Source organism: Gemmobacter serpentinus, from assembly GCF_008973825.1.
In the GTDB taxonomy this organism is placed as follows: Bacteria; Pseudomonadota; Alphaproteobacteria; order Rhodobacterales; family Rhodobacteraceae; genus Gemmobacter; species Gemmobacter serpentinus.
On record NZ_WCHR01000039.1, the window covers coordinates 22,843 to 41,947 of the forward strand.

Genomic DNA, 19,105 nt, shown 5'->3' on the forward strand with positions numbered 1-19,105 from the left:
AAGTGGCCTGAACTGCGGAAGGGTCATTGGCAGACCCGACGCGTCCGCGGTAGCGCGCGGCGCAAATGCCCCATTTCCCCCCCCTCCAGATGCAAAAGGGCGGGGATCATTGCCCCGCCCCCTATCCGTCTCGGATCGGATCTTACAAAACCGCCGCCACCGACCGCGCCAGAACCGGCACGGTGCGGGCATTCAGCCCGGCGATGTTGATGCGGGAATCGCTGACCATATAGATGCCGAATTCTTCGCGCAGGCGCGTCACCTGCGCCTCGGTCAGCCCCAGCAGCGAAAACATGCCACGGTGCCGCCCGACGAAGTCAAAGCGATCGGAATTGGTTTCCTTGCGCAACGCATCCGCCAGTTGGGCGCGCAGCGCCAGCATTCCATTGCGGGTCTCTTCCAGCTCGGTCTTCCAGTCGGCCTCGAGCTCCGCATCTTCCAGCACCGTCATCACGGCACGGATGCCGTGATCGGGCGGGAAGGAATAGGTCTGACGGTTGAGATAGCTCAGGTTGCCCTGGGTGATCTTGGCCTGTTCTGCATCCTTGGAGATCGAGATCAGGATGCCTGCACGGTCGCGATACACCCCGAAATTCTTGGAGCAAGACGCCGCAATCAGCACCTCCGGGAACGAGGTCGCGATGAGGCGCGTGGCCTCGGCGTCCTGATCCAACCCATCGCCAAAGCCCTGATAGGCCAAATCGACCATCGGGAAGGCCGATTTGGCCTGCAGCAATGCAATGACTTGCTTCCATTGATCCGGCGTCAGATTGGCGCCGGTCGGATTGTGGCAGCAGCCATGCAGCAGCACCACATCGCCTGCCTTGACCTGTGCCAGATCCTCCAGCACCGCCGCAAAATCGACCTCGCCCGAGGCAGCATGGAAATAGCGGTATTCGGCGACCGGCAGGCCCACGAATTTGATGATCGAGATATGGTTGCCCCAGGTCGGCTTCGACACCCAGACCGTGGCCCCCGGATTGGCCATCTTGGCCAGATCGATACCAAGGCGCACAGCCCCCGTGCCGCCCGGTGTCGCGATCGAGGACAGGCGATCACCCGCCACCACACCATCCAGGATCAGCTGGCGCATCGCGCTGTTATAGCCCGGCTCGCCGGTCAGCGCCGTATAGGTCTTGCTGTCCTGCGTGTCCCAGATCTTTTTCTCGGCCGCCTTCACCGCGCGCATCACCGGGGTCAGGCCGGTTGCATCCTTGTAGACGCCCACGCCCAGATCGACCTTGTCGGTCCGGGGATCATCCTTGAACATCTGGATGAGCTGCAGGATCTTGTCCTGCGGTTGCGCCTTCAATGCCTCGAACATCGCCTTACCCTTTCGCGACCTTCAGATCTTCATACATGCCCCATTCGGCCCATGAGCCATCATAGAGCGCCCAGTTCCGGTGCCCGATCCGCTCCAGCGCCAGCGACAGGATTGCCGCTGTCACGCCAGAGCCACAGGAGGTGATCGCGGGTTTGCCAAGGTCCACCCCTGCCGCCTCGAACACCGCGCGCAGCGCCGCCGGATCCTTCATGGTGCCATCAGAATGCAGCACATCCGCGATGGGCACATTCTTGGCCCCCGGAATATGCCCCGAACGCAGACCCGGACGGGGCTCTGCCACCTCGCCACGGAAACGCGGACCGGGCCGCGCGTCGATAATTTCCGCCAGCCCCAGCTTGGAGGCGTGCGCCACCTGCGTCACATCCTTCACCAGCCCGGCCTGACGGCTGACGGTGATGTGGCGGTCGCGCAAGGTCGGGGCCATATCCTCGATCTCGCGACCTTCGGCGCGCCATTTCGGCAGGCCGCCATCCAGCACGGCAATGTCGGTCTTGCCCATCAGGCGGAAGGTCCACCAGACCCGCGCCGCCGAAAACAGGCCAGAGGCGTCATAGACCACGACCTGATGCCCGTCGCCCACACCCATCGCCCGCATCCGCGATATGAACTTTTCAACCGGCGGCGCCATATGCGGCAGCTCTGACCGCTGGTCACTGATGTCATCAATGTCGAAAAAGCGCGCGCCGGGGATATGCCCCGCCTGATACTCGGCCTTGGCGTCGCGCCCCGATCCGGGCAGGAACCAGCTTGCATCCAGAATGCGCAGATCGGGATCGCGCAGATGGGCGGCAAGCCAATCGGTCGAGACAAGCGTCTTCGGGTCGTCCTTGAGGGCGGAAGTCATCGGCGGCTCCTCCTGTGATCGGGAACCGCTTTATCACAAGGGGCAAGGCAGGCAAGGCAAAGTGACAAGCCTGCGGCGCGGGGGCGACGAAGGTCTGACCTTCGGGGAGGAAGGCAGGAAGGGACCGGGTGCGGGCCTGATGCCCGATCGCCCCTGTCATCGCGCGCCGGGGGGCTGTCTGCCCCCCAAAGGCCTGCGGCCTTTCCCCCCGAGGATATTTGAGAACAGGTGAATGCGCAGGGATGCCACCTGCACGCATCAGTTTTCAAGTATCCTCAGGTCACGCCCGCGCCCCGTTTGGCGCGGTGCGATAGCATCAAAAGCGCGCGCGCCCCTGACCTGTGGATCACTCGCGCGCGCCGTGTTTCAGCAGGCGCTGCTTCTGGCGGTCCCAGTCGCGATTGGCGCTGGTCTCGCGCTTATCGGCCAGCTTCTTGCCCTTGGCCACGCCGATCTTGATCTTCACGATACCGCGCTCGTTGAAATACCACTGCATCGGGATCAGCGTCATGCCTTCGCGTGCGGTGGCATTCCACAGCCGCGACAGTTCGCGCTTGGAGACCAGGAGCTTGCGCTTGCGCCGCTCCTCATGGCCCCAGGTCTTGGCCTCGCGGTAAGGGGCGACATAGCTGTTGATCAGCCACAGCTCGCCCCCCTCGACGCTGGCATAGCTTTCGCCCAGGTTCGACCCGCCCTGCCGCAGCGATTTCACTTCGGAGCCAAGCAGCATCACCCCCGCCTCAAGATCGCTTTCGATGAAGTAATCGAAACGCGCCCGGCGGTTTTCGGCAATCAGCTTGGAATTGGGATCGGATTTCTGGGCCATGATCGGGCAGAGATAGGCAATCGGGTGATGAAAGTCCAGATCGGCGGAAGGCCCGGATCGGGCCTACGCCCGATCATGCGGCGCGGCGCGAGCGCAGCAGGGTATAGATCCCCGCCGCCACGACAATGGCCGATCCGATCAACGTGGCGGCATCGGGCCGTTCACCAAAGACCAGAACGCCCAGGATCAGCGCGAAGACCAGCCTTGTATAGCGGAAGGGGGTGACCACGCTGACCTCGCCGCTGCGCATTGCGACCGTCAGCGCCCAGTAAGCCATAACCCCCACAACCACCGCGCCGGTCAACTGTGCGGCCATTGCGGCATCGGGCCAGACCGCCCCGCCCTGCCAGATCAAGAGCCCGGCCCCTGTCGGCACCATGGCAAGAAATCCGTAAATCCCGAGCTGGAAGTTCGACAGCACCCTGGGGGCCGCCCGTGTGGCCAGATCGCGGCCGGCAAAGCCCAGAAGACCCAGCACCGCCAGCAGCGACGCAGGGGTGAAACCATCCAGCCCGGGGCGCAGGATGATCAGCACCCCGGCAAGGCCGAGCAAGATCGCGCTCCAGCGCCGCCAGCCGACCTTTTCCCCGAAGATCAGCGCAGCCCCCGCCACCACGACCAGAGGCGTCGCTTGCAGGATTGCGCTGGCGCTGGACAGCGCGGTCAGCGCGATGGCCAATGTGTAGAACAGCCGCCCCATGACCTCGAAGGCGGCTTTTACCAACATGCGCGGGCTGATCACCGCCGGGTGCCAGATCGGCTGGCCCTGCATCCGCGTCAGCACCGCGAACAGCAAAGCCCCGCCGCCGCCAAAGAAGATCAGGATTTCGCCGACCGGCATCCCCGCCCCGGCCACGCGCTTCAGCGCCATATCCTCGATGGCAAAACCCAGCATGGCCAGAACCATGAACAGAGAGCCGCGCAGATTGTCACTCATGGCCCGGATTCCCTGCCGATTGGCTGCCATTCAAACGTGAAAGGGGGCCCGGTGACAGGCCCCCGATCTTCGCCATGCGCAGAGGCAAGGCTATGTCAGATCAGGCCCGCATGTTGCATCGCCGCCTTGATGCGCGCCTTGGTGCCATCGGTCAGACCGACCAGCGGCAGGCGCACCTCCTCGCTGCACAGCCCCAGCAGAGACAGGCCGTATTTGGCACCGACCAGACCCGGCTCCAGGAAGATGGCCTCATGCAGCGGCATCAGACGGTCCTGATATTCCAGCGCCTTGGCGTAATCGCCGCGCAGCGTCGCCTCCTGGAACTCCGCGCAAAGGCGCGGTGCCACATTGGCAGTGACCGAAATGCAACCCACGCCGCCATGGGCGTTGAAGCCAAGCGCCGTCGCATCCTCACCCGAAAGCTGGATGAAATCGGCACCGCAGGTCGCACGCTGCTGGCTGACGCGTTCGATCTTGCCGGTCGCGTCCTTCACGCCAACGATGCGCGGCAGTTTCGCAAGTTCGCCCATGGTCTCGGGCGACATGTCGACCACCGAACGGCCAGGAATATTGTAGATCACGATCGGCAGATTGGCCGCATCATGCAGCGCGGTGAAATGCGCGATCATCCCGGCCTGGGTCGGCTTGTTGTAATAAGGCGTCACGATCAGCGCGGCATTGGCCCCGGCCTTTTCGGCATGGCGGATCAGGCCGATTCCTTCGGCGGTGGCATTCGAGCCCGCCCCCGCAATCACCGGCACCCGGCCTGCGGCGGTTTCCACCACGATCTCGATCACGCGGCCATGTTCCTCATGGCTCAGCGTCGGGCTTTCGCCGGTCGTGCCCACCGGCACCAGACCATGGCTGCCTTCGGCAATCTGCCATTCGACAAGTTTCTTGAGCGTGTCGACATCCAGCTCGCCGTTCTTGAACGGCGTGACCAGGGCAGGCATGGACCCTTTGAACATGACACGCATCTCCGCTAGCTGGGGCAGTTTCGCCCGATTGACCGCTTCCCCTTAGCGTCAGCGGCGCGCCTTGCCAAGTTGCTCTGTTACAGCCGGTAATGGCGCTGATGTGAGTTGCCCCCGCGCCGTGCTTGCGGCACCCTTCGCGACATGAAATTGCTGCGCCCCCTCCTGCTTGCCCTGAGCCTTGTCGCCCCCACCGCCCCACCTGCTAGCGCCCAGACGGAGGCGGCATCTGCGTTGCGGCTGGCGCTGAACGAGGCCGGGCGGCGCAACTGGCCCGAGGCACAGCGCCTGGCCAGCGCAAGTTCCGCCGTGGGGGCCGATATCATCGAATGGCAGCGCCTGCGCGCGGGCGAGGGCACGCTGACGGAGTATGAGACCTTTCTGGCCCGCCGCCCCGACTGGCCCGGCCTCGCGCTGCTGCGCGAAAAGGCCGAGGTGGCGGTGGCACGATCCACCAGCCCCGACCGTGTGTTGCGCTGGTTCGGCAGCGCCCTGCCCCAGACCGGCACCGGGTCGCTGGCGGTGATCCAAGCATTGCGCGCCCAAGGCCGCGATGCAGAAGCCGAGGCCGAGGCGCGCCGTGCCTGGGTAGAACTGCCGATGACGGTCGAGACCCAGACCTCGCTGTTTGCGCTTTACCCGGGTCTGTCCGCCCTCACGCAAGACCGCCTCAGCCGGATGCTGTGGGATGGCAAGGCGGATGAGGCGCGCCGTCTGCTGCCGCAGGTGCCGGAAAACATGCAAGCCCTGGCCCGCGCGCGCCTTGCCCTGATGAGCCGGGCGGATGGTGTGGATGCATTGGTGGGTGCCGTGCCGCGCGATATGGCAGCGCATCCGCTGCTGGCCCATGCGCGGATGGATTACCGGATCTTCCGCGATCTTTGGGGCGATGCGGCGGCCCTGATGCTGGATCAGACCGACAATCTGGGTCAACCCGAGGCCTGGGCGCGGCGGCGCGCGCAGCTGTCGCGGCAATTGCTGCGCGATGGCGATGCGAAGACAGCGTATCGCGTGGCCTCACGCCACGGGCTGACCAAGGGCGCGGATTATGCCGATCTGGAATTTCTGTCGGGCTTCATCGCGCTGCGGCAATTGGGCGATGCGCAAACCGCGCTGACCCATTTCAAGCATCTGGGCGCGGCGGTTGCCACGCCCATTTCCACCTCGCGCGCGCTCTATTGGCAGGGCCGCGCGCTGGAGGCTTTGGGCGATCCGCAGGCACAGGTGATGTATCGACAGGCGGCAGGCTATCAAACGGCCTATTATGGTCAGCTTGCTGCCGAAAAGCTGGGAATGCAGCTTGACCCGGCCTTGATCGCGCCCTTGCAGGCCGCAGATTGGCGCAGCCGTCCCTTTGCCCGCTCTTCGGTGCTGGAGGCCGCGCTTTTGCTGCTGAAGGCCGGCGACAAGGTGCAGGCGAAACGGTTTTTCCTGCATCTGGCGGAAAGTCAGGGCCGCGAGGATCTGGCGAGCCTTGCCGCGCTGACGCTGAGTTTGAACGAGCCGCATTTTGCGGTGCTGCTGGCCAAACAGGGGGCCGAACGCGGGCTGATCCTGCCCGAAGCCTATTATCCGGTGCCCGACCTGATCCCGGCGCAGGGGCTGGCTGTGTCGCGTGCCTTCGCGCTGTCGATTGCCCGGCGCGAAAGCGAGTTCGACATTGCCGCGCAAAGCCGGGTCGGTGCGCGCGGATTGATGCAGTTGATGCCGGAAACCGCAGAACGCACGGCGAAATCGCTGGGTCTGGATTTCGCGCTGTCACGCCTGACCACCGATCCCACCTATAACACCACATTGGGCAGTGCCTATCTGGCCAAGCTGGTGGAGGAGTTCGGGCCATCGGTCGCGCTTGTGGCCTCGGGCTACAATGCAGGGCCGGGGCGGCCGCGGCGCTGGATCACCGAAATGGGCGATCCGCGCGCTGCAGGTGTCGATGTGGTGGATTGGGTCGAGATGATCCCGCTTTCCGAGACCCGGACCTATGTGATGCGGGTCTCGGAATCGCTGGTGATCTATCGGGCCAAACTGCGGGGCAGCGCCGGCCCGATCCGGCTGACCGAAGAATTGAAGGGCTGATAAGCCCGCCCCCCCCTCTGGTCAGGTCTTCAGGTTCACGTCTTGAGCGGCAGATCCGGGCTCTGCGCCAGTTTCAGCCAGGCAATCATGCCAGTAAGAAATCCGGTGGCGGCCAAAACCACGGCCACGACCATTTGCCCGGTTTCCGCCGATCCCGCCGACAGGGCGAGATAGCCGAAGGCCCAGAAACCGGACCAGCTGATGACGCAAATCAAGGCGATCAATTTGTTCATGCGGTTCCTCCCAAAACCTCACGCATGGGGTGAGGATGGGGCAGAATGCCGCAGCCTGCCAGAAAAATCGTCGCGGCGCTGCGGCATGGCGGGCGCAGAATAGCGCAGGTCCTGATCGTGCAGACATGAAGCAGCGGCACGGAAAGCTTCGCACCGCATCGCCCATGAATTGCACGCAAGCCCATGTTTTTTCACAAAATCGGCAGAAATCCCCATGGCCGTGCATCCATGCAAGACCTGCGCCGGTCTTCGATCCCGCAACCCGGGGCCTCATGCCCAAGACAGGTTCCCTGGCCCCGCAGACCTCCCCCCAAGTCCAACGCCCCGCGGCATCTGTCAGCCGTAGCTGCGCCGGTCCTCGATCACCTTGCCATCATTGGGCAGGCTGCCCGGGGCGACAATCTCGATCTTGCCACGCAGTTTCAGCACCTCCAGCACCGATCCTTCATAGAGGGCGGGATTGGTGGCGCGGCTTTCGACCTGCACGGTCATCGCGTCCATCTCGCCTTCACGGCTGGCGATGACGCGGGCGCGCGCAACCTCTTCATGGCGCGCCACAAACTCCGCCACCTGTTCGGGGCGCACGAACATGCCCTTGATCTTGGTCGTCTGGTCGGCCCGGCCCAGCCAGCCCCGGATGCGCAGATTGGTCCGACCGCAGGGCGATTGCCCCGGCATCAGCGCCGACAGATCGCCGGTGGCAAAGCGCACCAGCGGATAGTCGCGGTTCAGCGTGGTCACGACCACCTCGCCGACCTCACCCATCGGCACCGGATCGCCGGTGCCGGGGCGCACGATCTCCACGATCACGCCCTCATCCAGAATCATGCCTTCCATCGCTGCGCTCTCATAGGCGATATTGCCCAGATCGGCGGTGGCATAGCATTGCAGGGTCAGGATGCCGCGATCCGCATATTCCTGTCGCAGGCTGGGGAACAGTGCCCCGCCCCCCACGGCCGCGCGGGTGATCGCCAAGCGCACGCCCATCTCGTCGGCGCGGTCGAGGATGATCTTCAGGTAATCGGGCGTGCCCGCATAGGCGGTGGTGCCGATATCGACCGCGGCACGCACCTGCAGATCGGTCTGTCCGGTGCCTGCGGGCAGCACCGATGCCCCCACGGCCCGCGCGCCGGATTCGAAGATCATGCCCGCGGGCGTCAGGTGATAGCCAAAGCAGTTCTGCACGATGTCCCCACGCCCGACGCCGCAGGCGTGCAAAAACCGCCCCATACGCCACCAGTCGGTGCCGGTGCGACCGATTTCGTAGATCGGGCCGGGGGACTGAAAGACGTGTTCAAACGCCGCCCCGGCAGGCAGATAGCCACCAAGGGGCGGATGCGCCTTCTGCGCCGCAGACAGATCGGACTTGCGGATCACCGGCAAGGCCGCGAGGGATTCCACGCTGGTAATAGCCCGGGGATCGACGCCCTGCAGGCTTGCGGCCATCGCAGGCGCGGTCTTTGCATGGGCAATCAGCCCGGGCAGCGCCTGCGCCAGATCGGCGGCGCGCTGATCGCTTGATCGGGTCTCCAGCGCGTCAAAATACATCGGTGCCCCCTGCCCCTGATGCGATGCAAGGGAATGCCCCCCTGCCCCCATTGCCTGATCCCGCGCCATGCCTGCCTCCGATACCCGTCCGGGCCCTGTCCGTCCTGTGCCTGCCGGTGTCCCCCTTTGGGCAGGCGGGGCCGCATGTCGCAATGCCGCCCGATATTCTTGTCTGCGTCATGCCAGCCACCGCTTGCGGCGGCGGTAGCTGCGCACATCGCGAAAGGACTTGCGGCCCTTGTCCGACATGCCCAGATAAAACTCCTTCACATCCGGGTTCTCGCGAAGATCGGCGGCGGCCCCCTCCATCACCACGCGACCGGATTCCAGAATGTAGCCGGTATGGGCGTAGCGCAGCGCGACATTGGTGTTCTGTTCGGCCAGAAGGAAGGTCACGCCCTCGCCCTCGTTCACCGCCTTCACGATCTCGAAAATCTGTTCCACCAGCTGTGGGGCCAGCCCCATCGAGGGCTCATCCAGCAGGATCATTTCCGGGCGCGACATCAGCGCGCGGCCCATGGCAACCATCTGTTGCTCGCCGCCCGAGGTATAGCCCGCCTGGCTTTTGCGCCGCTCTTTCAAGCGCGGGAAATAGGTATAGACCATCTCCAGATCGGCGTTGATCGCTGCCGTCCCGTCGCGCCGGGTATAGGCGCCGGTCAGCAGGTTTTCCTCCACCGTCAGGTGTTCAAAACAATGCCGCCCCTCCATCACCTGAATGACGCCGCGCTTGACCAGCTCGGCCGGGTTCAGCGCCTGCACGCTTTGCCCGCGATAGAGGATCTGGCCCTTGGTGACCTCGCCGCGCTCCGAATGCAAAAGGTTCGACACGGCCTTCAGCGTGGTGGTCTTGCCCGCGCCATTGCCCCCCAGCAATGCGGTGATGCCGCCCTTGGGCACCGCAAGGCTGACCCCCTTCAGGACAAGAATGACGTGATTGTAGATCACCTCGATATTGTTGACCTCCAGCAAGGTCTCGCCAGGCCGCGGATCGGCGGCATTCGGGGCGGTCTGGGTCGCATCAAGCATGGCTCTGGCCTCGCATCAGGGGCGTTCGGGATGCCAGAGGCCCCATGGGGCCTCCGGCGGGTCATGCAGGGGGCGGTCCAGCCCCCCTCCGGTCGCATCAGTTGCAGCGTTCCGTGATCTTGTTCTCGGCGGCATAGGCACCGGAATCTTCGGCGATCAGCGGATCCAGCACATCCTTGTCCGGCTCGATGAAGCCGGTGATCAGGTTCCATTTACCGGCCCCCGCATCCCACTGCTGGATCATCGCGGCCCCCGGCCCACCATGGTCTTCACAGGTGGCGGCAAAGGCCTGTCCGAACTGCGGCAACCCCAGCTCGGTCATGCGCTCTTCGCTGATCGACAGTTGCTCAAACCCGTCACGAAGCTGGCTCGCATTGATCGCGGGCGTCCCGCTCAGCTCCTGTGCCTTGCGGATCGCCTCGGCGATGACCATGGCCGCATACATGCCGCGCGAATAGACCGCCGATCCGGTCTGATCGCCCGCACCCGCCGCCTTGCCCGCGTCATAGACGTATTTCTTCAGATCGCCGTAAACCGGGTAATCCTGCCCCACGCCATGGAAGGTCAGCGCCTTGTAGCCATTGGCCCCGGCACCCGCCGGTTTCACGTCATTCTCGGACCCCGACCACCAGATGCCGATGAAGTTTTCCATCGGGAAGCGGATATTCGCGGCCTCCTGAATGGCGACCGAGTTCATCACCCCCCAGCCCCAGAACAGCACATAATCCGGCTTGTCGCGGCGCACCTGCAACCACTGGCTTTTCTGTTCCTGTCCGGGGCTGTCGATCGGCAGCTCGGTCAGGGCAAAGCCGTGTTTCTTCGCCAGTTCCTGCAGGGTGCGGATCGGCTCCTTGCCATAGGCAGAGTTGTGGTAAAGCAGCGCAATCTTCTTGCCCTCAAGGCTGCCGCCGTTCTGGTCCAGCAGATGCTTGATCGCGACCGAGGCCCCATCCCAATAATTGGCGGGATAGTTGAAGACCCATTCAAACACCTTGCCATTGGCCGCCGAGGTGCGGCCATAACCAGGGGTATAAAGCGGGATCTTGTCGGCGGTGACCTTGGGGATCAGCTGATAGGTGATGCCGGTCGACAGCGGATTATAGACCAGCGCGCCCTGCCCCTTGGTCGATTCGTAGCATTCCACCCCTTTCTCGGTGTTATAGGCGGTCTCGCATTCCGGGACCTGGATCTTCTCGCCGCCGATGCCGCCGTCACGCTCGTTCAGCAGGGTGAAGTAATCGGCAAAGCCATCCGCATAGGGGATACCGCCGGCTGCAAATGGCCCGGTGCGGTAGCTCAGGTTCGGCACGACCAGATCAGCCGCGGCGACAGTTGGCGAAAGTGCCGCGCCGCCTGCGGCAATCGCCGCCGCCGCCAGCATGGTGAAGGTCTTTTTCATGTTATTCCTCCCACGTTTGAATTGAGCCCCTGCGCCTCCCTGCGCCGGGGATGATCGCCGCCCGCCCCGCCTAATGCGGGAAGGGCCAGAGCCGCAGCTTCTCCTTCGCCACCCGCCACAATTGCGCCAGGCCATGCGGCTCCAGGATCAGGAAAGTGATGATGAGACCGCCCACGATCATCAGTTCGATATGGGCGGCCAGATCGGTGGGCCAGCCAAGGCCGCCGACCAGCAGGTTCTTCAACAGCACCGGCAACAGCACGAGGAAGGCCGCCCCTGCGAAGGATCCAAACATCGACCCCAGGCCCCCGATGATGATCATGAACAGCACAAGGAAGCTCTTGTTGATGCCAAAGGCCTCGCCCACTTCGGCAGCCCCCAGATAGACCGCAAAGAACAGCGCGCCCGACACCCCGATGAAGAAGCTGGAAATGGCAAAGGCCGACAGTTTGGTGGTCAACGGGTTTACCCCGATGATCTCGGCCGCGATGTCCATGTCGCGGATCGCCATCCATTTGCGCCCGACCATGCCCCGCGTCAGGTTGCGCGCAAGCCAGGCCAGCGCCACAAGGATCACAAGGCAGAACAGATACTTGGCCCAGGCGGGCGTGTTGGCGCCGGTCACCGCAATGCCAAACATCGTGCGTTCCGGCGCGGTGATCTGGCCCGAAGCCGAATAGTTGTAAAACCACGGCACCTTGTTGAACAGCCAGACCAGAAAGAACTGCGCGGCCAGCGTCGCCACCGCCAGGTAGAAGCCCTTGATGCGCAGCGATGGCAGGCCGAACAGCACGCCGACGCCTGCGGTGATCCCGCCCGCCAGCAGCACGTTCAGCAGCATCGGCATTTCGGGAAAGCCGGTCATCAGCTTGTAGCAGGCATAGGCCCCCACCGCCATGAAACCGCCGGTGCCAAGACTGACCTGCCCGCAATATCCGGTCAGGATGTTCAATCCGATTGCCGCAATCGCATAGATCAGGAAGGGCACGGCCACCGCATTGGCCCAGTAATCATTGATGATGAAGGGCACCACCAGAAAGGCCACCGCCAGCAGCGCGAAATAGGCCATCCGGTCCGCCTTGATGGGGAAGGTCTGGCTGTCCTTCACATAGGAGGTCTTGAAATCACCCGCCTCACGATACAGCATCCGTCACGCCCTCCCCTTCCTGCCTGTCTTCTTTTCTCAGATATTTCCGGAGCTTGAGGACGGGCCCCAAAACCCTCATCGACCAAAGGCGCATCGCTAGACCCTCTCGATGATGCGCTCGCCAAACAGGCCCTGCGGCCGGAAGACGAGGAACAGCAGCGCCAGCACATAGGCGAACCAGTTTTCAGTCGCCCCGCCGATCATCGGGCCCGCGAAGAACTCGAACAGTTTTTCGCCCATGCCGATGATCAGCCCGCCGACAATCGCGCCGGGGATCGAGGTAAAGCCCCCCAGCATCAAGACCGGCAACGCCTTCAGCGCGATCAGGGACAGCGAGAATTGCACCCCGGATTTGGAGCCCCACATGATGCCCGCGACCAGCGCGACAAAGCCCGCAATCGACCAGACCAGCACCCAGATGAAGCGCAGCGAGATGCCAACCGACAGCGCCGCCTGATGGTCGTCCGCCACCGCCCGCAGGGCGCGGCCATATTTGGTATATTGGCTGAACAGGGTCAGGCTCAGCACCAGCGCCGCCGCCACACAGGCCGCCACGATATCCAGATTGTCGATGAAGAAGCCGTAACCGAACCAGTTGAAGGTAGCATTGTCGATAGCCTCATTGATGCCCTGCGGCAGACCGACATCCAGCTTCTTGATATCCGCCCCCCACATCACATCGCCCAGACCTTCCAGGAAATAGGCCAGTCCGATGGTCGCCATGAACAGGATGATCGGTTCCTGATTGACCAGGTGTTTCAGCACCAATCGCTCGATGGCCCAGGCCAGCCCCACCATGACCAGCGCGGTCAGGGCGATGGCCACCACCGCGGGCAGCGTCCAGCCAAAGCCGTGCAGGCTGGTGCCGAAGACCGCATTGATCAGATGCGCAAAGGGGATCTGGCCGTTTTGCAGCCCCACCAGCGTCAGCGCCGCAAACAACGCCAGCACGCCTTGCGCATAGTTGAAGATGCCCGAGGCCTTGAAGATCAGCACGAAACCAAGCGCCACCAGCGCATACATGATCCCGGCCATCAGCCCATTCAGCGAGACCTCGATGGCATAAAGCAAAGTATCAGGCATGTCCCACCCCCAGATAGGCCCGGATCACTTCGGGGTTGCTGCGCACCTCATCGGGCGGGCCGTCACCGATCTTGCGGCCGTAATCCATCACCACCACCCGATCGGACAGGTCCATGACCACGCCCATATCGTGTTCGATCAGGGCAATGGTGGTGCCGAACTCGTCATTCACATCCAGAATGAAGCGGCACATGTCCTCTTTCTCCTCGACATTCATGCCCGCCATCGGCTCGTCCAGCAGCAGAAGTTTCGGCTCGGCCGCCAGCGCCCGCGCCAGCTCCACCCGCTTTTTCAGCCCATAGGGCAGCCGCCCCACCGGGGTCTTGCGGATATGCTGGATCTCCAGAAAGTCGATGATCTTCTCGACCTTCTCGCGGTGTTCGGTTTCCTCGCGCTGCGCGCGGCCCCACCACATCGCCTGCGCTGCAAGCCCCGATTTCATCAGGGTCAACCGCCCGGTCATGATGTTGTCGAGCACGGTCATGCCCTCGAACAGCGCAATGTTCTGGAAGGTGCGGGCAATGCCCTGCTGCGCCACCTGATAGGGGCGCATCGGCGCGCGCTTCTTGCCATGGAACCAGACCTCGCCCTCTTGCGGGACATAGAAGCCGGAAATCACATTCAGCATCGAGGATTTGCCCGCGCCGTTCGGCCCGATGATCGCGCGGATCTCGCCCTCGCGGATGTCAAAGCTGATATCGGTGATCGCTTTCACGCCGCCAAAGCGCAGGGTGATGTTCTTCATCTCCATCATGACGCCGCCGATCTTGCGACCATCCGCCGTCATATAGCCGTCGCCTGAATTGCTCATGCGGCCCTCCGCTGTGCCGGGGCCTGCACGGCCGCATCCATCATGCGGACGGTGGCGCGGATCGCGCCCTTGCGGCCATCCTCATAGGTCACTTCCGTCTCGGTCGCGATGCTTTCGGCCCCGTCATATAGGCCCGCGATCAGGTCGGCATATTTCTGTTCGATGATGTTACGGCGCACCTTGCGGGTGCGGGTCATCTCGCCGTCATCGGCATCCAGTTCCTTGTGCAGAATACAGAAACGGTGGATCTGGCAGCCCGACAGCATCGGATCCTGCGCGACCGAGGCATTCACCTCCTCGACATGGGCCTTGATGGTCTCGTAGACGCGGGGATGCCCGGCCAGTTCCTGATAGCTGGAATAGGCGATGTTGTTGCGTTCGGCCCAGTTGCCGACCGCCGTCAGGTCGATATTGATGAAGGCCGTGCAGCGGTCCCGTCCATTGCCGAAGACCACGGCCTCCAGAATGTTCGGATAGAACTTCAGCTTGTTCTCGACATATTTCGGCGCGAACAGATGGCCATCGGCCATCTTGCCGACATCCTTGGCGCGGTCGATGATACGCAGGTGCCCGGTGCCTTCCTCAAAGAAGCCCGCATCCCCCGTGGCCACCCAACCTTCGGCATCCTTGGTGGAGGCGGTGCTTTCGGGGTTCTTGTAATAGGCCACGAAGGTGCCGGGGCTGCGATAGAACACCTCGCCATTGTCGGCGATGCGCAGTTCCACCCCTGGCGAGGGCACGCCCACGGTGTCAGAGCGCACCTCGCCATCAGGCTGCTGGGTGATGAAGACCGAGGCCTCGGTCTGACCGTAAAGCTGCTTCAGGTTGATGCCGAGCGCGCGGTAGAAATCAAAGATCTCCGGCCCGATGGCCTCGCCCGCCGTATAGCCCACGCGGATACGGCTGAAGCCCAGCGTGTTCTTCAGCGGTCCGTAAACCAGTTTATCGCCGATCCAATAGGCCAGGCGATCCGCGAAAGAGACCGCCTTGCCGTCCAGAATGGCGGGACCGACCCGGCGCGCAAGCTGCATGTAATGGTCGAAGATGCGCTTCTTGAAGCGACCCGCATCTTCCATGCGGATCATCACCTGGGTCAACTGGCCTTCAAAGACACGGGGTGGGGCAAAGAAATAGGTCGGGCCGATCTCGCGCAGGTCGGTCATCATGGTGGTGGCCGATTCCGGGCAGTTCACACAGAACCCCGCCCAGGTCGCTTGGCCCACCGAGAAGATGAAATCCCCCACCCATGCCATCGGCAGATAGGCCAGCACATCATCGCCGGGGCGCAGCCCGTCAAAGCCCGCGGTGTTGCGCGAGGTTTCGATGATGTTGCGGTTCGACAGGATCACGCCTTTCGGCTTGCCTGTCGTGCCCGACGTGTAAAGCATGACACAGGTGCTGTCGGCATTCAGTTCCGCGATGCGTGCATCCAGTTCGGCGTCAAAACGGTGATGGCCCGCCCGCCCCTCTGCCGCGACATCCTCCAGCGCATTCATGCGGGAATGGTCGTATTTGCGCATCCCACGCTTGTCGACATAGATCACCTGATCGATGTGATGGACCTGCGCCTGCACCTCGATCACCTTGTCGACCTGTTCCTGATCGCCGCAGATCACGAAACGGGCGCCGCAATGATCCAGCACATAGGCCATCTCTTCGGCAACCGCGTCCTGATAAAGCGGCACCGGCACCGCGCCGCACATCTGCGCCGCCATCATCGACCAGTAAAGCGCAGGGCGGTTGCGCCCGATGACCGCGACGTGGTCGCCCCGGTTCAATCCCAGCGCCAGAAGGCCCAGCGCAATGGCGCGGATCTCTGCCGCCCCCTGCTCCCAGGTCCAGCTTTGCCAGATGCCGAATTCCTTTTCGCGCCATGCCGGTCGTGCCCCGTAAAGCCTTACGTTGCGCGCCAGCAGCGCAGGGATCGAGGTCAACTCGCCCGCAGCCGCCATTCCGTCTCCTCCCTGCCCCGTCCGGGGATCGGACCCCTCCTCAAGGGCCGTTTGGCCGGGACGAATCTGACGCGCCCCTTGCCGACGGTTGCAGATTTGCCCCGAATGGTTGCGCGACTTTTTCGCAATCCTTGCGAATTGTAACAGGCGGGATTTCTCGCTTTCCTTGTAGCGCGACGGGGTGTTAGCCAAGATGAGAGGGGGATGGCAATGGCAAGCGATGATGAACAGACCGCCTTGATGCGGGCCGGTCTCAACCTGATCCAACAGGCGCTGTCAATCTATGACCGTGACCTGCGCCTGTCGGTCTGCAACCGCCGCTTTCAGGAAATGTTCATGCTGCCCGAGACACTGGTGACCCCCGGCGCGAGTTTCGAAGACACGATCCGCTTTCTGGTGCAGCGCGGCGAATATGGCCCCGTCGAAGACCCCGAGGCCGCCGTTCAGGCCCGCGTGCAGGCCGCCCGTGCCTTTCAGCCGCATTACATGGAACGCGAACGCCCCGCCGGGCGCTGGATCTCGGTCGAAGGGGCACCGCTGCCGCAAGGCGGCTGGGTCACCGTCTATACCGACATCACCGAAGTGAAGCTGCAGGAACGCATGTTGCGCGACCGATCGGATGAATTGTCGGACGAAGTGTTGACCAAGGCCGAACGCCTGGCCCAGGCCAATCGCGAGCTGGCGGCGACCAATACACGGCTTGAATCCGCCCGGCGCGAACTGGCCGAGATGGAGGCGCGCATCCGCCTGACGACCGAGATGATGCCCGCCCATATCGCCCATGTCGGGCGCGATCTGCGCTATACCTATTCCAACCGCCGTCTTGGCAGCGTGATGCCGGGACGCCCGTCAGAGATCATCGGCCTGACCGGGCGCGAGGCTTTGGGCGAAACCGCCTTTTCCCGCATCCTGCCCTTTCTGGAAAAGGCGCTGGCGGGCGAAGCCTCGGTGCTGGAATTCAGCGATGACCTGTCGGGGCGTCGCATCCGCGCGGCCTTTACCCCCGACCGGATCGGCGCGGGGCCGGTGAACGGGGTCTATATCCTGTCGGCCGATGTGACGGACGAAGCGCAGGCCCGCGCCGCCCTGACCCAGACCCGCAAACGGGAACTGGCCGTGCAGCTGACCTCTGGCATCGCGCATGATTTCGCCAATCTGCTGACCATCATCATGGGGATGCAAAGCCGGATGGAACGGCTGCCGCTGGCCGATGATGCCCGCGCGCTGGTCAGTGGCACGCTGGCTGCTGCCCGGCGCGGCGGCGTGTTGCTGGACCGGCTGGCCTCCATCTCGGGACGGCCCTCGCTGAAGCTGGGGCCGACGGATCTGGTGGCGCTGCTGGACGATCTGGCGCTGATGGCGCGCCCGGCTTTGCCCGAACAGACCCGGCTGGAGGTGCATCTTGGCGGCGCGCTGCCGCGCCTCATGCTGGATGCGGGCGTGGTGCAGGATGCGCTGCTGAACCTGATCCTCAATGCCCGTGACGCGATGGGGGAGACGGGCGGGCTGATCCGCATCTGCGCCCGCGATCTGCGCAACACATGGCTGGAAATCCGGGTCGAGGATGAAGGCCCCGGCTTCACGCCCGAGGCGCTGGAACGCGCGCTGGACCCGTTCTTCACCACCAAGGGCGGCGAAGGATCGGGGCTTGGCCTGTCGATGGTCTATGACCAGATCACATTATGCGGTGGTTCTTTGCGCCTGATCAACCCGGCCCATGGCGGCGCGCTGGTCTCGCTGCGGCTGCCGTTCCGCCCGGTGGCCGAGGCGCAGCCACCGCTGCTGGTGCTGCTGGTCGAGGATGACAGCGATATCCGGGAAACCGTGCGCGAGATGCTGCGTGGATTTGGCCATGCGGTGATTGAGGCCGGATCTGCGCCCGAGGCCCGCGCACTGGCCGAGGTGCCGGGGATCGGGCTGATCCTATCGGATATTCAGCTGGCGGGGGGCGATGGTGCGCAACTGTTGCGGGATCTGGCACTTGCCGGGCATCCGGCGCGCCAGTTGCTGATGACCGCCCTGCCCGCCAGTGACCCGCGCCGCGCCGCGGCCAGCGTGCCGGTGCTGGGCAAGCCCTTCGATGCGGCAACCCTTGCCGCCACCATCGCCGCCCTTTCCGCCCCCGAGTCTGCCCCGGAATCTGCTCCAGCGACTGCCGCAGCTTCTGCCCCGGGCCCGACAGGAGCCGCCGCATGACCGCCCATGTTGCCATTCTGGATGACGAACCCGAAATCCGCCGCATGTTGGCAGATGCGCTGGAAGAGGCGGGCTTTCGCACCACCACCCATGGCCGCGCCACCGAGTTCGAGGCGGCCCTGAAAAAGATGACGCCCGATGTCTGTCTGGTGGATCTTGGCCTGCCCGATCGTGACGGGCTGGCGGTGGTGCATCGGCTTGCGCTGGAATCCGGGGCCGCGATCATCATCATATCGGGCCGGGCGCAGGTGCAGGATCGGGTGACCGGGCTGGAACTGGGGGCCGATGATTACATCATCAAACCCTTCGATCCGGCCGAGGTGGTGGCCCGCGTCCGGGCCCGTCTGCGCAAAAGCCGCGCCGAACCAGATCGCGCCAGCCAGACCGCGCGCTTCAACGGCTGGACCGCGCAGTTTGACCGTTATCTTCTGCTGGCCGATGACGGGACCGAGGTCGCGTTTTCCCATGCCGAGGGCGAGGTGCTGCGCCTTTTCCTGGAAAGCCCCAAACGCCTGATTTCCCGCGCGCAGATGCAGGAAAGCCTGGGCGGGGTGGCGGGCGAAAGTTTCGACCGGGCGATGGATGTGCGCATCTCGCGGCTGCGCACCAAGCTGGGGGAAGATCCCAAGAACCCGACACTCATCAAGACGATCTATGGTGCGGGCTATATCTTTCTGGGCGATGTGATCTGGTCATAAGAAAAGG

At 63.8% G+C, this 19,105-nt stretch carries 16 protein-coding genes; 3 read left to right on the top strand and 13 right to left on the bottom strand.

The window, feature by feature from the left end:
• Window positions 1–142: 142 nt before the first annotated feature.
• From GBJ34_RS18135 to dapA, 5 genes are all read right to left on the bottom strand, one after another.
• A complete protein-coding gene (locus GBJ34_RS18135; protein WP_151720613.1) occupies window positions 143–1,324 on the bottom strand; it encodes an amino acid aminotransferase in 1,182 nt (393 codons plus the stop codon).
• A gap of 4 nt (window positions 1,325–1,328) precedes the next feature.
• On the bottom strand, window positions 1,329–2,189 hold the full coding sequence (gene sseA, locus GBJ34_RS18140) for a 3-mercaptopyruvate sulfurtransferase (protein WP_151720614.1): 861 nt from the start codon (window positions 2,187–2,189) through the stop codon (window positions 1,329–1,331).
• A 346-nt stretch (window positions 2,190–2,535) separates the two neighbouring features.
• Window positions 2,536–3,015 (bottom strand): SsrA-binding protein SmpB, encoded by a 480-nt coding sequence (gene smpB, locus GBJ34_RS18145; RefSeq protein ID WP_151720615.1) that lies wholly within the window; start codon window positions 3,013–3,015, stop codon window positions 2,536–2,538.
• Between the two features lie 73 nt (window positions 3,016–3,088).
• Window positions 3,089–3,952 (bottom strand): DMT family transporter, encoded by an 864-nt coding sequence (locus GBJ34_RS18150; RefSeq protein ID WP_151720616.1) that lies wholly within the window; start codon window positions 3,950–3,952, stop codon window positions 3,089–3,091.
• Window positions 3,953–4,047: 95 nt separating this feature from the next.
• Window positions 4,048–4,920, bottom strand: coding sequence for a 4-hydroxy-tetrahydrodipicolinate synthase (dapA, locus tag GBJ34_RS18155; RefSeq protein ID WP_151720617.1), 873 nt, complete (start codon window positions 4,918–4,920; stop codon window positions 4,048–4,050).
• A gap of 156 nt (window positions 4,921–5,076) precedes the next feature.
• Between dapA and GBJ34_RS18160 the strand changes: the two genes are divergently transcribed.
• Window positions 5,077–7,002 carry a lytic transglycosylase domain-containing protein gene (locus GBJ34_RS18160; protein WP_226341261.1) on the top strand — a complete coding sequence of 642 codons (1,926 nt, stop codon included), beginning with the start codon at window positions 5,077–5,079 and terminating at the stop codon, window positions 7,000–7,002.
• A 35-nt stretch (window positions 7,003–7,037) separates the two neighbouring features.
• On the opposite strand, the gene GBJ34_RS18165 is transcribed toward GBJ34_RS18160, so the two are convergent.
• The 8 genes from GBJ34_RS18165 to GBJ34_RS18200 all read right to left on the bottom strand — a co-directional run bounded on the left by GBJ34_RS18165 (window position 7,038) and on the right by GBJ34_RS18200 (window position 16,204).
• Window positions 7,038–7,235, bottom strand: a complete 198-nt coding sequence (locus GBJ34_RS18165; RefSeq protein WP_151720619.1) for a hypothetical protein — start codon at window positions 7,233–7,235, stop codon at window positions 7,038–7,040.
• 336 nt (window positions 7,236–7,571) lie between these two features.
• Window positions 7,572–8,783, bottom strand: a complete 1,212-nt coding sequence (locus tag GBJ34_RS18170; RefSeq protein WP_151720620.1) for a phenylacetate--CoA ligase family protein — start codon at window positions 8,781–8,783, stop codon at window positions 7,572–7,574.
• Window positions 8,784–8,960: 177 nt separating this feature from the next.
• Complete coding sequence (locus GBJ34_RS18175; protein WP_151720621.1) at window positions 8,961–9,812, bottom strand: ABC transporter ATP-binding protein; 852 nt, start codon at window positions 9,810–9,812, stop codon at window positions 8,961–8,963.
• 97 nt (window positions 9,813–9,909) lie between these two features.
• Window positions 9,910–11,211: an ABC transporter substrate-binding protein gene (locus GBJ34_RS18180; RefSeq protein WP_151720622.1), complete on the bottom strand. Its 1,302-nt coding sequence runs from the start codon at window positions 11,209–11,211 to the stop codon at window positions 9,910–9,912.
• A gap of 70 nt (window positions 11,212–11,281) precedes the next feature.
• Entirely contained in the window at window positions 11,282–12,358 is a 1,077-nt protein-coding gene (locus GBJ34_RS18185) for a branched-chain amino acid ABC transporter permease (protein WP_151720623.1), read from the bottom strand.
• 96 nt (window positions 12,359–12,454) lie between these two features.
• Window positions 12,455–13,441, bottom strand: a complete 987-nt coding sequence (locus GBJ34_RS18190) for a branched-chain amino acid ABC transporter permease (RefSeq protein WP_151720624.1) — start codon at window positions 13,439–13,441, stop codon at window positions 12,455–12,457.
• Window positions 13,434–14,252, bottom strand: a complete 819-nt coding sequence (locus GBJ34_RS18195) for an ABC transporter ATP-binding protein (protein WP_151720625.1) — start codon at window positions 14,250–14,252, stop codon at window positions 13,434–13,436. The genes GBJ34_RS18190 and GBJ34_RS18195 overlap by 8 nt, the downstream gene beginning before the upstream one ends.
• The gene (locus GBJ34_RS18200; RefSeq protein ID WP_151720626.1) at window positions 14,249–16,204 is read right to left on the bottom strand and encodes a long-chain fatty acid--CoA ligase; all 1,956 of its coding nucleotides are present in this window, start codon (window positions 16,202–16,204) and stop codon (window positions 14,249–14,251) included. Before GBJ34_RS18200 ends, GBJ34_RS18195 begins: the two co-directional genes overlap by 4 nt.
• Window positions 16,205–16,414: 210 nt before the next feature.
• On the opposite strand from GBJ34_RS18200, the gene GBJ34_RS18205 reads away from it, so the two are divergent.
• Window positions 16,415–18,400 (top strand): PAS-domain containing protein, encoded by a 1,986-nt coding sequence (locus GBJ34_RS18205; protein ID WP_151720627.1) that lies wholly within the window; start codon window positions 16,415–16,417, stop codon window positions 18,398–18,400.
• Window positions 18,397–19,098 carry a response regulator transcription factor gene (locus GBJ34_RS18210; RefSeq protein WP_151720628.1) on the top strand — a complete coding sequence of 234 codons (702 nt, stop codon included), beginning with the start codon at window positions 18,397–18,399 and terminating at the stop codon, window positions 19,096–19,098. Before GBJ34_RS18205 ends, GBJ34_RS18210 begins: the two co-directional genes overlap by 4 nt.
• The last annotated feature ends 7 nt before the right edge of the window (window positions 19,099–19,105 follow it).

Bases quoted from the DNA above. Each gene is read 5' to 3' on its own strand.
- GBJ34_RS18135 (WP_151720613.1), bottom strand. From the start codon at position 1,324: ATGTTCGAGGCATTGAAGGCGCAACCGCAGGACAAGATCCTGCAGCTC.
- sseA (WP_151720614.1), bottom strand. From the start codon at position 2,189: ATGACTTCCGCCCTCAAGGACGACCCGAAGACGCTTGTCTCGACCGAT.
- smpB (WP_151720615.1), bottom strand. From the start codon at position 3,015: ATGGCCCAGAAATCCGATCCCAATTCCAAGCTGATTGCCGAAAACCGC.
- GBJ34_RS18150 (WP_151720616.1), bottom strand. From the start codon at position 3,952: ATGAGTGACAATCTGCGCGGCTCTCTGTTCATGGTTCTGGCCATGCTG.
- dapA (WP_151720617.1), bottom strand. From the start codon at position 4,920: ATGTTCAAAGGGTCCATGCCTGCCCTGGTCACGCCGTTCAAGAACGGC.
- GBJ34_RS18165 (WP_151720619.1), bottom strand. From the start codon at position 7,235: ATGAACAAATTGATCGCCTTGATTTGCGTCATCAGCTGGTCCGGTTTC.
- GBJ34_RS18170 (WP_151720620.1), bottom strand. From the start codon at position 8,783: ATGTATTTTGACGCGCTGGAGACCCGATCAAGCGATCAGCGCGCCGCC.
- GBJ34_RS18175 (WP_151720621.1), bottom strand. From the start codon at position 9,812: ATGCTTGATGCGACCCAGACCGCCCCGAATGCCGCCGATCCGCGGCCT.
- GBJ34_RS18180 (WP_151720622.1), bottom strand. From the start codon at position 11,211: ATGAAAAAGACCTTCACCATGCTGGCGGCGGCGGCGATTGCCGCAGGC.
- GBJ34_RS18185 (WP_151720623.1), bottom strand. From the start codon at position 12,358: ATGCTGTATCGTGAGGCGGGTGATTTCAAGACCTCCTATGTGAAGGAC.
- GBJ34_RS18190 (WP_151720624.1), bottom strand. From the start codon at position 13,441: ATGCCTGATACTTTGCTTTATGCCATCGAGGTCTCGCTGAATGGGCTG.
- GBJ34_RS18195 (WP_151720625.1), bottom strand. From the start codon at position 14,252: ATGAGCAATTCAGGCGACGGCTATATGACGGCGGATGGTCGCAAGATC.
- GBJ34_RS18200 (WP_151720626.1), bottom strand. From the start codon at position 16,204: ATGGCGGCTGCGGGCGAGTTGACCTCGATCCCTGCGCTGCTGGCGCGC.
- GBJ34_RS18205 (WP_151720627.1), top strand. From the start codon at position 16,415: ATGGCAAGCGATGATGAACAGACCGCCTTGATGCGGGCCGGTCTCAAC.
- GBJ34_RS18210 (WP_151720628.1), top strand. From the start codon at position 18,397: ATGACCGCCCATGTTGCCATTCTGGATGACGAACCCGAAATCCGCCGC.